The organism is Dorea acetigenes, assembly GCF_025567385.1.
Lineage (GTDB): Bacteria > Bacillota > Clostridia > Lachnospirales > Lachnospiraceae > Claveliimonas > Claveliimonas acetigenes.
The window spans coordinates 140,491-153,163 of record NZ_JAOQJU010000003.1 but is presented as its reverse complement, the minus strand read 5'-3'; the positions used below and the strand labels follow the sequence as shown (position 1 = coordinate 153,163).

Annotated in this window: 12 protein-coding genes; all 12 read left to right on the top strand. The window is 44.3% G+C overall.

The annotated features are described in order from the left end of the window. Position 1: 1 nt before the first annotated feature. Positions 2-1,075, top strand: a complete 1,074-nt coding sequence (locus tag OCV99_RS05150; RefSeq protein ID WP_158368863.1) for a glycosyltransferase family 2 protein — start codon at positions 2-4, stop codon at positions 1,073-1,075. 5 nt (positions 1,076-1,080) lie between these two features. Next, a complete protein-coding gene (locus OCV99_RS05145) occupies positions 1,081-2,529 on the top strand; it encodes an O-antigen ligase family protein (protein WP_262574939.1) in 1,449 nt (482 codons plus the stop codon). Beyond that, positions 2,526-3,632, top strand: a complete 1,107-nt coding sequence (locus OCV99_RS05140; RefSeq protein WP_158368858.1) for a glycosyltransferase — start codon at positions 2,526-2,528, stop codon at positions 3,630-3,632. Before OCV99_RS05145 ends, OCV99_RS05140 begins: the two co-directional genes overlap by 4 nt. Continuing rightward, positions 3,623-4,630, top strand: a complete 1,008-nt coding sequence (locus tag OCV99_RS05135; RefSeq protein ID WP_158368856.1) for a glycosyltransferase family 2 protein — start codon at positions 3,623-3,625, stop codon at positions 4,628-4,630. The genes OCV99_RS05140 and OCV99_RS05135 overlap by 10 nt, the downstream gene beginning before the upstream one ends. An 18-nt stretch (positions 4,631-4,648) precedes the next feature. Then, a complete protein-coding gene (locus tag OCV99_RS05130) occupies positions 4,649-5,686 on the top strand; it encodes a glycosyltransferase family 2 protein (protein WP_158368854.1) in 1,038 nt (345 codons plus the stop codon). Positions 5,687-5,699: 13 nt separating this feature from the next. Beyond that, positions 5,700-7,112 (top strand): sugar transferase, encoded by a 1,413-nt coding sequence (locus OCV99_RS05125; protein ID WP_158368852.1) that lies wholly within the window; start codon positions 5,700-5,702, stop codon positions 7,110-7,112. A gap of 32 nt (positions 7,113-7,144) precedes the next feature. Next, complete coding sequence (locus OCV99_RS05120) at positions 7,145-8,596, top strand: oligosaccharide flippase family protein (protein ID WP_262574936.1); 1,452 nt, start codon at positions 7,145-7,147, stop codon at positions 8,594-8,596. 99 nt (positions 8,597-8,695) lie between these two features. After that, positions 8,696-9,910 (top strand): hypothetical protein, encoded by a 1,215-nt coding sequence (locus OCV99_RS05115; RefSeq protein ID WP_158368850.1) that lies wholly within the window; start codon positions 8,696-8,698, stop codon positions 9,908-9,910. Further along, on the top strand, positions 9,907-11,244 hold the full coding sequence (locus tag OCV99_RS05110; protein WP_158368848.1) for a hypothetical protein: 1,338 nt from the start codon (positions 9,907-9,909) through the stop codon (positions 11,242-11,244). The genes OCV99_RS05115 and OCV99_RS05110 overlap by 4 nt, the downstream gene beginning before the upstream one ends. Before the next feature lie 34 nt (positions 11,245-11,278). Further along, complete coding sequence (tagD, locus tag OCV99_RS05105; protein ID WP_158368846.1) at positions 11,279-11,671, top strand: glycerol-3-phosphate cytidylyltransferase; 393 nt, start codon at positions 11,279-11,281, stop codon at positions 11,669-11,671. 20 nt (positions 11,672-11,691) lie between these two features. Next, positions 11,692-12,153 (top strand): PssD/Cps14F family polysaccharide biosynthesis glycosyltransferase, encoded by a 462-nt coding sequence (gene pssD, locus OCV99_RS05100; protein WP_262574933.1) that lies wholly within the window; start codon positions 11,692-11,694, stop codon positions 12,151-12,153. A 15-nt stretch (positions 12,154-12,168) separates the two neighbouring features. Continuing rightward, positions 12,169-12,672, top strand: a complete 504-nt coding sequence (pssE, locus tag OCV99_RS05095; RefSeq protein WP_262574931.1) for a PssE/Cps14G family polysaccharide biosynthesis glycosyltransferase — start codon at positions 12,169-12,171, stop codon at positions 12,670-12,672. Position 12,673 lies beyond the last annotated feature (1 nt).

Sequence of the window (12,673 nt, the reverse complement as noted above, 5' to 3'; positions counted from 1 at the left end):
AATGTCATTTTTTAGTATTGTGATGCCGGTGTATAATGGAGAAAAATATATCACGGAGATGTTAGAAGGGATCCGGAGACAGACCTTTACTGACTGGGAGCTGGTTGTGGTAGATGACTGCTCTGAGGATGGAACCAGGGAGATTGTATCGGCGGCAGAAGAGAAGGATTCCCGAATCCGGCTCGTCTGTATGGAACGAAATGACGGTGTCAGCGCGGCACGCAACAGAGGAATTTCAGAGGCTTCCGGAAAGTATCTGTGGTTTGTGGATGCAGACGACCGGGTAGACCCGCAGCTTCTTCAGAAAGTGTGGGAATCCCTGCAGAAGAACCCGGCGAAGCTTACGGTCTTTGGGCTGGCGGAAGAATATTATAATGCGGGGGGACAGTTACAGTACAGCCGCAGGGTGTTTCATGAGGAACGATATTTTTCATCAAAGGAAGAGCTGAGACCGGAGATGATTTATCTGGAAAGGGAGACTCTTTATGGTTATCCGTGGAATAAGGTTTATGATTTGGAGTATTTGAAAAACGGAAGTTTTCGCTTTGAAGACTATGAAAAAGCCAAATTTATCGAAGACATCCAATTTAATGTGGAATACTGTATGGATATCGATTCGCTCAATATTTTATCGTTCTGTCCCTATCACTATGCGAAGCGGATGGAAGGAAGCCTGACTTGTGAGTTTGTGCCGGAATATTTTAAATTTCATAAGAAGAGAATCGAATTATTATACAACCAGTACCGTTACTGGAATTTGTGCAGTGAAGAGGTGAAAGGAATCCTGGGAAGCCTGTACGCCCGGTATATCCTGTCTGCGCTTCAGAGAAACTGCGACAGAAAATCCGGTATGAACCATGCCGCACGGCGCAGATGGTGCCGGAGATTGTTTGAGCAGAAACTGTTCCTGGAGCTGATTCCCGCGGCGAAGGCAAAAGACAGCAGGGCGCTTTCTATTCTGCTGTTTTTGCTGCGGCAGAAAAATACGGCAGTCTGCCTGATGATGGGGAGAATGGTGTATATGATCCGGAATAAACTGCCGATGGTTTATTCAAAAGTGAAAGCAGGGAGATGATAGATATGTTAGGAACGAATCAATTAAAAAAAGCTATATTTGGATTTAAAATCCTTTATCTGATATACCTTTTGCTGGCATTCAATTCTTTTGTCAATGCAAAAGGGTGGATGAACCTTGCCTCCTACGTGATTACAGCGCTGGGGGCTGTATTGATTCTCTGGATGGGCGTTTTTTATAAGCGTTATCGGAGGGTTCATAACCGTTTTCTTTTGCTGGCGTTCGTCGTGAGCTACTGTGTAAGCGCTGCCGCCCACATTTCCTACGGGCTGGTGGAGAATGTGAAAGGACTTATCTGGCTGTTGATTCCTCTGATTATCGTATATGCCAGTGCATTTGACATGTCCCGGGAAGAAATCCGGAGGGAAATGAGATGTCTGGCGGGAATCTATATCTTATATTGTACAGTGGCAAATCTTGTCAGCCTGAGTATGGTATACTGGGGCAGAATGTATGAATTTCAGGATAAGGCCGGGAACTTTCATGTAATCGGCTACCGGTGGAACCGCCTGTGGGGAATTTACGATGATCCGAACCACGGGGCGACGATTACCATGATTGCTTTATTTATGCTGCTTTATTTTCTGGCAGATATTAAAAAAATATGGAAAAAAGTATTGCTTTTTTTGGTATTTATTATAAATTATATTTATATAGTTCTTTCTGACTCCAGAACCGGAATTGTAGGGCTGGCGGCAGGGCTTTTGTGCGGCGGTCTGTTCTGGGTATTTGTAAACAGAGGGGCTGCGGGAAGAAAAGCCCTTGTCAGAGTAGCAGGCGTTGTGGGATTTACCCTTGTGCTGGCAGCAGGAACCTTTGGGGTGAAGACGCTTTATCAGCCCATAGACGAAAAGATTGTGGTGCAGCTGAATGAAAAGACAAAGAGAGAAGCTGCGGAGAAAAACGCACAAAAAAATACAGCGAATAGCACCTCGAAAAATACAGTCGGAAATACGATAAAAAAAGAGCCGAACCTGCGGGAGCAGGATATTACGGAGGACTATAGCAACGGACGGCTTTCTATCTGGAAGGACGGACTTGAGATTGTGGCTTCATCACCGATTATCGGTGTGGGATTCCGCAACATCGTACCCTATACCTTGGAGCATTTCCCGGACAATTATCTGGTGAACAATGAACAGGAAGGGCAGTACGATTCTTTGCATAATCTGGAACTGGATATTCTGGTGAGTCAGGGAATTGTTGGTATCCTGATTTTTCTGGCGCTTTTTGTGAATATCTGTGTTATGATAGTGCGCAGAGCCGGAAGGATCAGAGTGGAAGACAGGAAGGAAGGGACACTTGCTTTTGCAGCGGTGGCTTCCCTGGGAGCGGCGGTTACATTCCTGTCCTTTATTTTCTATGTAAATGCACCCCAGAATTTCTGCTTCTGGCTGTTTTTGGGGTATCTTATGAGAATCTGTCAGTTGACGGAGGATGAGCAGACGGTATGAAACGAGTATTAGTAGGATTTATCATGGACGGAAAAGGCGGAGGAATTGACCGCTATCTTCTGAATTTTCTGGAAGCCGTACAGGATCAGGATGTGGAAATAGATTTTCTTACAGATAAAGTAGACAAAGGATTAGAGACATACCTGAGAGCTTACCGGTCGGAGATTTATGCGGTGGCAGGGCTTAAGCATCCGGTGAAGCAGTTCCGGCAGGTGTGCGCTATTTTAAGAAGAAAGCAGTATGACATGGTGTACTTGAATGTGTCCACAGCGATTGACTGTGTGGCGGCATTTGCGGCAAAACACATGAAAGTGAGGGAGCGTGCCATACATAGTCATTCCAGTGGTAACGACTGTGAGAGCAGTGTGCAGCGCCTGGTTTACAATGTAGCCCACCGGATTTGCAAGGCGTTCTGCTGGCGTGCCGGGACCAGGTTCTATGGCTGTTCGGTGAAGGCGGGAAGGTGGCTTTTCCCCGGAAAGATTGTAGAATCCGATCGTTTTGAGGTGATATATAATGCGGTGGACCGAAGAAAATATCAGTACCATCCCGACTGGCGGAAAGAAATGAGAGCCGGTCTTGGCGTGGAAGGGAAGTTCGTGGTGGGAAGCATCGGGAACTTTTGCTACCAGAAAAATTACCCTTTTCTAATAGATGTATTTGAACAGTTATATAAGCTGGAGAATGATGCAGTGCTGCTTCTTGCCGGGAAAGGTGTCCAACTGGATGCTATACGGAGAAGAGTGAAGGAAAAAGAGCTGGAGGATGCTGTTAAGTTCCTTGGGTTCCGGGAAGATGCGGACAGGTTGTATCAGGCGATGGATGTATTCCTTCTGCCGTCCCGGTTTGAAGGGCTGCCGGTGGTAGGGGTAGAGGCACAGAGCACGAAGCTTCCATGCGTCTTAAGCAGCAGCATTACGCCGGAGACGAAGATTCAGGATCACTGCTATTTTCTTGACCTGAAAGCAGGACCGAAGCGGTGGGCGCAGTTTATTGCAGAACACCGGGAGTATGACAGAGAACAGGTGAAGCTGCTAAAAGAAGCAAAGAACTATGATCTTGAGATACAGACAGAGCAGCTAAGGAGGATTGTATGCCATTAGTCAGCGTCATCGCAGCAATTTATAATGTGGAGAGATATGTAGAAGACTGCATAAAAAGTATTGCCGGGCAGACCTTCGGGGATATGGAAATTCTTCTGATTGACGATGGTTCCCAGGATGCCGGTGGAGCAATCTGTGACCGGTATGCACGGGAGGACGGGCGTATCCGGGTGATTCATAAGGAGAACGGCGGCATTGCCGATGTGAGGAACCTGGGGCTTAAAGAAGCAAAAGGCACGTATCTGATGTATGTGGACGGCGATGATTTCCTGGCACCGGACTGTGTGGAACACGCAGTGGCGGGAGCCAAAAAGTATGAAGCTGACCTGGTAGTGTTTGATTTTACAGAGATTGAGGAATCTACCGGAAGACAGGACAGATGGAGTATGCAGGTCCCCAGAGACCGGGTAATAAATGTGAATACGAATCCGGAGTTACTGGTTGCCTCTCCCAGCCCATGTAATAAATTGTACCGGAAAGCTTTCTGGGAGAAGACAGGGCTTCGTTACCCGTCTGGACGCAATTATGAAGATCTGACTCTTACGCCCCAGCTTATGCTGAAAGCGGAGAAAGTGGTGTACTTAGACAGCGATCCGCTGTACTATTATGTTTTACATGATGGTTCTATTATGCGGAGTAAGAACTTTGCGAAAAGCTATCGGGAACGGACTGCCGCCATGGAGGATATCCTGCGGTATTTTCAAAAACAGGGGGCGTATGCCGGATTCAGGAGAGAGCTGGAGTACCTGGCATTTGAGCAGGTATTTTTCGTACCAACCAAGGAAGTGCTGTATTACGAGCCGGGGAATCCTTATTTGGAGCGTTTCGGCGAGTACGTGTTCCGGCATTTCCCGGAGGCAGACAAGAACCATTATGTGAGGGAATGGCTTTCTAAGAAAGATAAGCTGATTCTCTGGCTGATAAGAAGAAAATTATACGGAGCGGTAAGGATGCTGTCCTGGCTCAGGAAGCGCGCAGACCTGCTGCGTGGGAAATAGATAAAAGTGGAGGAAGCTATGGAAAAGATACTGACGGTGGTGATACCATCTTATAATGTAGAGCGTTTTCTCAGGCAGACGCTGGAATCATTTGTGGAAGAGAGTGTGCTGGAGGATATTGAGGTTCTGGTTGTGGATGATGGTTCAAAAGACCGGACTGCGCTAATCGGGAAAGAATTTGAGAAGCAGTATCCGGGCACATTCCGGGTCATCTCAAAGGAAAATGGCGGCCATGGCTCTACCATCAACCGGGGCATTGAAGAGTGTGCCGGGAAATATTTCAAGGTGGTGGATGGAGATGACTGGGTGAATACGCCGGATTTTAAGGCGTTGGTGGAAAAGCTGAAAGATTGTGATGCAGATTATGTTGTGACGAATTATTATGAAGTAAATGACAAGACGGGAGAAAAGACGGCCAGGGATTTCCGGGAGCTTTTGAATCAGGAAGACGGGAAATCAGGACGCTGGACATTTGAAGAGATGGCGTCTAAGACCCAGCTCCCGATGCATGCCCTTGTGATTCGCAGCAGTATTTTAAAGGAGAATCGAATCCGCCTGGATGAACATTGTTTCTATGTGGATGTGGAGTATATCCTGTATCCGCTTCCTTATGTGGAGAAGGTGGCTTATTTTGACTTGTATGTGTATATGTACCGTCTGGCACTTGCAACTCAGAGCGTCAGTATGGAAGGGTACCGCAGGCACATACAGAATCATATGGATGTCATCATGCACCTGACAGAGTATGCTTCTGCGTACCGGAACCATGCCGGAGATGAGGGACAGGCAAAGGCTGCTTATATGGGAAAGCGGATTGCACAGATGGTGGGAGATCAGATCAGTATCTTTATGAGCTATCCGGCGGAGGATGAGAAGAATAAGCAGAGATTCCTTGATTTCGACAGGGAGCTTAAGGAAAAGAGCGGCTGGATCTATGAGTTGTCCGGCCATGAGAGCGGGACGCTTCGGCTGCTTCGGAAAACCGGGTTCCGGGGATACCGCTTCCTGATGCGTCAGGGACAAAAGAGGAACGGAATGGAAAGTAACAAAGAGTAAAGAGGGGATTGTTATGTACCAAAGAGAGAAGAGTATCTGGCAGAAGCATTTGGATTTTATTATTTTAGATGTGCTCTGTTTTCAAATCGCATTTATCGCGGCATTTATGCTGCGGCATGGGTTGCAATTACCCTATGTGGATTCCCGTTACCGCAATCTGGGGATTATTATAGCGCTGGTGCAGATCTGCGCCGGATTCTTTCTGGAAAATTATAAAAATATTCTGCGCAGGGGATATTTTGAAGAATTTAAGAAGACTTTTCTCATGGTTACAGCCGTTATCATGGTAGTTTTCACTTATTTCTTCGTTACGAAGACTTCAGATGTTTTCTCACGTGCGGTGTTCCTGCAGTTGTGGGTGATAGGAGGAATTTTCATATGGTTTATGCGTCTTGTCTGGAAGAGAGTCATCCGGAAAAGGATGCAGGACGAGCAGTACCTGCAGTCGCTGATTCTTATCTCTACCAGGAATAAGGTGAAAGAGACGGTGGAACGTCTGACCAGGAAGAAGTATACCGGGTTTTATATCCATGGGATTATCCTGACCGACTCCAGGGCGGTAGGCGGACGGATCGGGGGGATTCCCGTGGTTTCCGACGCGGCAAATGCCCCGGAGTATTTAAGGAGCCATGTGGTGGACGAGGTGTTTATCGATGCAATCGGAGATGACCGCCTGGCAAAAAGATTTCAGGATGCCTGTGATGAGATGGGAATTACCACTCATTTAAACATCGGGGTGGCAAAAGGTGAGAACACCCATGCTATTGTAGAAACTTTTGTAGATTATCAGGTAATCACCAACAGCATTTGCTTTGCAGAACCCAGGCAATTGTTTGTAAAGCGGGTAATGGACATTGCCGGGGGCATCGTCGGGCTTGTACTCACTGCCCTGCTTACGCTGATATTTGGACCGATTATCTATTTCCAGAGCCCGGGACCGATCTTCTTCTCCCAGGAGAGAGTGGGAAGAAGCGGGCGTAAGTTTAAGATCTACAAATTCCGTTCTATGTATCCGGATGCGGAAGAACGGAAGAAGGAACTGATGGAACAGAATAAAATGCAGGGACTGATGTTCAAGATGGACAACGATCCCAGAATCATCCCCATCGGCCGTTTTATGCGCAGGACTTCCCTGGATGAATTCCCGCAATTTTTAAATGTGCTGAAGGGGGATATGAGCCTTGTGGGAACAAGACCGCCTACAGTGGATGAGTATGAGCAGTACGAGCAGCACCACCGGGCGCGTCTTGCGGCGAAACCGGGACTTACCGGGATGTGGCAGGTAAGCGGCCGGAGTGACATTGTTGATTTTGAAGAAGTTGTGAAGCTGGATATGAAGTATATCCATGGATGGAACATTGGTTTGGATCTGAGAATTATTTTTCTGACAGTGAAAAATATGTTTACGGGGGAAGGCTCTGTCTAGCAGACGAGAGAGAAAGAGAAGTATTTTTGCATATGAAAGTAAAAACAAAATCCATAAAACTGAATTTTATCATGAATGTTGTGCTTACCATGTCTTCCTTTATTTTTCCATTGGTGACGTTCCCGTATGTTTCACGGGTTCTTTTGCCGGAAGGGACAGGGAAGGTGTCCTTTGCAATCTCAGTTATTACATATTTTACCATGTTTGCGCAGCTTGGTATTCCTACATACGGAATTCGTGCCTGTGCGCAGGTCAGGGATGACAAGGAAAAACTTTCCAGGACAGTGCAGGAGCTTTTGATTATCAATCTTGCTATGTGTGTGCTGGTATATCTTGTGTTTTTCGCGGCGCTTTTTACTGTTCCGCGTATGCGGAATGATAAAGAGCTGTTTCTGATTGTCAGTACGATGATACTATTTAACAGTATTGGAATGGAATGGCTGTATAAAGGGCTGGAGCAATATACTTATATTACTGTCCGCTCGATTTTGTTTAAGTTTATAGCTTTGCTGGCAATGTTTGCGCTGGTTCATCAAAAGAGTGACTATGTGATCTATGGCGCTATTTCTATTTTTGCGTCATCGGCATCCAACATTTTGAACTTTTTTTATGCACATCATTTTATTGAGATAAAGCCGGTGGGAGATTATCATTTTTCCAGGCATTTCCGTGCGATTATGATTTTCTTTGCGATGGCATGTTCGACAACCATTTATACGAATCTGGATACGGTGATGCTGGGATTTATGAAGACGGATACGGATGTTGGATATTATAATGCGGCAGTGAAGATTAAGACAATCCTGGTATCGATTGTTACTTCTTTGGGTACGGTACTTCTTCCGAGAGCTTCTTATTATATTGAGCAGGGAATGAAGGAAAAGTTTAAAGAAGTGGCGAAAAAGGCCATGGATTTTGTAATCCTTGCTGCGGTTCCGCTCATGCTGTATTTTATGATATATGCCAGAGAAGGCGTAATCTTTCTCTCGGGAGATGCCTTTGAAGGTTCTGTCTTACCAATGCAGATTATTATGCCGACTTTATTATTTATTGGAATTACGAATATCCTTGGGATTCAGGTACTGGTTCCCCTTGGGAAGGAGAAATACGTACTTTATTCAGAAATCGCAGGAGCCGTTACAGATTTACTTCTTAATGCGCTGCTGATTCCCCGGTATGCGGCGGCAGGAGCTGCCATGGGGACACTGGCGGCAGAGTTTGTGGTGCTGCTTGTACAGGTAAGCGTCCTGCGGGAATTTGTGAAAGAAATTTTTAAGAAAATAAGGGTGGGAAAGATTGCGGTAACTGCCGGAGTGGCAGGCGCGGCAGCAGGAACGGTCAAGCTGCTGGGGCTGTCGGAATTCTGGGCGCTTGCTCTTTCTGCATGTGTCTTTTTTGGCGTGTATCTGGTAATTCTTACCTGCCTGAAGGAGCCGCTTCTTCTGGAGATGGAAAAGCAGATTCTGGGGAAATTGCGGAAGTAGACTTTTTAATATAAGCATGTTATACTGAAATTGTGTATTATGTAGCTTTTAAGAGAAAATGGATAGAAAGGGCTGTTTACATACAGAACAGAGAGCACTATGAGGGAAAAAAATGGGCGTTTATTGAGAAGCCTGAATGTTGAAAATATATTGGAAATGCTTTATTTGCTTGCTTTTGTTTTGTTTGTAGCATATATGTTTCTTGAGACAACCATGTGGGAAATCCATTGGCCCGGTAAGTATATGGACGGGTTATTATGCATACTGGCGTCCCTGATTTTGGGGAGAGTCTGTTTTAGCAAGAATTATTCGGTGAAGGAAACGGTATTCGCTGTTATTTTGACGGTTGTGCTTTTGTATGCATGGAAGCAAAATGGATATGTAGAGCTTTATTATCTTTTATTAATGATTTTAGGGGCAAAGGACATTTCTGAAAAAAAACTCATGAAGGTTTATTTTGGAATTACAATAGTCCTCTTTGCTATTGTAATTGTTCTTGCGTTGACGGGGAAAATTGAGAACCTGGTATACTATCAGGAAGGGCATCGGACGAGAATGGCGCTTGGCATTTATTATCCAACTGATTTTTCTGCTCATGTTTTTTTCTGTAGTCTGGTATATGTATTTATACGTGAAGAAAAGCTAAGATGGTTTGAGGTAATGGGAATCCTTTTGGTAGGAACCGGAGCTTTTTGGATTACGGACGCAAGAATGAATTTTTTATGTACTCTACTTTTTTGCGCAGGACTCTTTCTTTATTTGTTTTATCGAAAGTATTGCAGGAAAAAAGGGAAGCCTGTCAGCATTCCGGCATGGATGTCTTATATAGCTGCGCTGATGCCTGTATTATGTGCCGGCAGTATGATTCTATTGACAGTACTGTATACCAGAAGTTCGCATTGGCTCGGTGTATTTAACCGTTTGATAAACGCACGGCTTTCATTTGGAAAAGCCGGAATCGATCAATATGGCTTTTCTAACTGGGGACAATATGTCGAAATGATTGGGGGAGGAAAGAGTGTTGAAACGAAGACCAATTATTTCTTTATAGATTGTTCCTATGTCAGCGGACTGCTGCGCTGGGGGAATATTGCTTTTGCAGTTATTCTTTTTGTCATGCTGATTATATGTTATAAGGCGCGTAAAGAGAACCGATGGGTTTTTTTATGGGTTATGGTTTTGATTTCAATTCAGTGTTCTATTGAGCATCATTTAATTGAAATTGCGTACAATCCTTTTTTATGGCTTCTGTTTGCCAAAGAAGCAGAAAAAGATGATACAAAAGTTTTTAAACGTGCAGGCGGTGCGAGATGAAGAGAATAAGACAATTATTAGCAAAAAATTCGCTGATTACCGGAACGATTCTTCTGTGTCTGATTATGCTGGGCGTAGTTTTGTATATGTGGCGGCAGGATAAAAATCAGAAGGTTGATATTACTGTGCAGACGGAAGCGATGGAGCGAGAGAGTACGATAGATTCTATTACGGATCCCATTGAGGCTGCCAGATACATTCTGAGCGCATATGCGGATTCTGACATGGATAAAATGCTGAGAGGATGTGCGATAACTGAGCGGGCGGCCAAGGTTTCAACGGAAAAGATTGTAGAGGAGGAAGGTTGTTTTTCTGTAGATACAACGCTTCCGCCATCCGGACAGTATTGGGAATATGTTCCGGCAGCGCAGACGATCCTGCTTCAGGAATATGAGGATCTTTATGAAGCTTTTTTGGAAGAAGCGGGAAGAAACGCCGAAATAAATGTTCTGCGTGTAGATTATTATGAAGCGGCAGAGCAAAAGAAAGCGGATGCTGTGCGGGCGGCAAAGCAAAGGAGTGAATTCTGGGGCGCAGAGTATTTGACAGATGTGATAGCGCTTCTTGAAATTGACGGGGAGACTTACGCGACAGACTTATGCATGGTAAAATACTGGGGAACATGGAAGCTTTTCGCCCAGGGAACAGAACTTTTCACAGGAGCGGCAGATTCAGAAAATGGTACAGATGCTCTGCTGTATCAAATGGATGCGACGGATTACAGAAAACTTGTCAGTTCTCAGAGTCAGACAGAAGCATACCGGGAACAGCTCCAGGTAGATACTGCTGATGAAGAATCCGGGAAGGAAGACAAAGAAACAGAGGATTCTGTGGAAGAGGAGCTTCTTCCGTTGAATTACACATTATACGACAGAATTTATGGAACGACAGCGGAAGAAACGATTGAGAAGTTCTATCTGGCGATTAAAAAAAGACAGGTGAACAGAGCTATTTGTTACAGCAGTAACACGACATTAGATTCTGAAAATATAGGAACCTTTGTAGAACGGCAGAAAGATTTTTGTATGCAGATGGTAAAGATGTATTACCATATCGTGTTCAGAGAAATTCCGGATGTACTCTATCTGGAAGAAGCCGGAATGACAGGAAACGAGGTGGTTTCATGGCTGTCGACGGAGGAGATACGGTATATAAAATATGAAGGTTGTGAATGGATAAATGAAAATGGCAATACTGCGGAATATCTGGTGTTTCTTCAATATAATGGAGAACATCTCATTATGGGATGTACGTTAGAGGAGACAGAAAATGGCTGGAGTATTCTTTCCTTGTCATCAGAAACGGCCGGATATGGTATTGGAGAGATCCGCTAAATCTTAAGACAGAAAATACAGGGAGTGAGATATTATGAAACGAGTGATTACTTATGGAACTTTTGATCTTCTGCATTATGGTCATATCAATCTTCTGAGGAGGGCAAAAGCACTGGGAGATTATTTGATCGTAGCGCTTTCTACGGATGAGTTTAACTGGGACGAAAAGCAAAAAAAGTGCTATTTCAGTTATGAACAGAGAAAAGCGCTTCTGGAATCTATCCGATATGTGGATTTAGTAATTCCGGAAACCTGTTGGGAACAAAAGCGGACTGACGTACACGAGTATCATGTTGACACTTTTGTTATAGGAGACGACTGGCAGGGCAAGTTTGATTTCCTGAGGGAAGAAGGGGCGGAAGTAGTTTATCTGCCGCGGACGCCGGAAATCAGTACAACACAGATTAAAGAGGATTTAAATAAGTAAGAGGGCGGATGCAAGAAAAAATGAAGAAAAAAATAGGTTTTATAGCGTCATCAGGAGGACACTGGGAAGAGCTGCTTTGCTTAAGAGAGATAGCCGAAGATTGTTCTGCTTTTTTTGTGACGGAAAAAGGAGGCCAGTCGGATGACTGCCAATTAGAACATCTTTATGCCCTTCCGCAGATTAACAGAAAGGAAAAACATTTTGTTTGGCACTTTTTCCGGCTTATGAAAGATGCGTACCATATTCTCAGGAACGAAGAGCCGGATGTTATCATTACAACGGGGGCGCTGCTTGCTTTTCCGTTTTGTCTGTTTGCAAAATGTATGCATAAAAAGGTCATTTATATTGAATCTTTTGCTCGTGTACATGAAAAATCGCTGACGGGGAAATTGGTGTATCCATTTGCAGATTTATTTATTGTCCAGTGGGAATCCATGCTTGAAACCTATCCGAAAGCGATTTACGGAGGAAGTGTATTTTAAGCAGGATAGTGTAAGGTGAAAATTGCGGAAGGGGAAGTTATGATTTTTGTTGTTTTGGGAACACAGAAGTTCCCGCTGAACAGGCTTTTGAAAGAGATTGATGATTTAGTTGGCTCCGGAAAAATAACGGAACCGGTATTTGCGCAAATTGGATGGTCCGACTATATTCCCCAAAACTTTGCATTTGAACGGTTTTTAGAAAAAAGCAGTTTTGAAGAGAAAATCGCAGAATGCAGTATGCTTATTACACACAGCGGAGTAGGAACAATCGTCACCGGAATGAGATATGGCAAGCCGGTTGTTGTCTTTCCCAGATTAAAAAAATACGGGGAGCATGTTGATGATCATCAATTGGAAATTGCAGAATCCTTTTCTGAACTAAATTATGTTTTGCTTTGTAAAGAAGAGGATGATTTAGAAGATATTTTAAAAAAATGCAGTACGCATAAATTTGATAAATTTATATCGAAGAGAGAAAAAATGATTACTACAATAACAGATTATTTGAAAACAGTTTGAA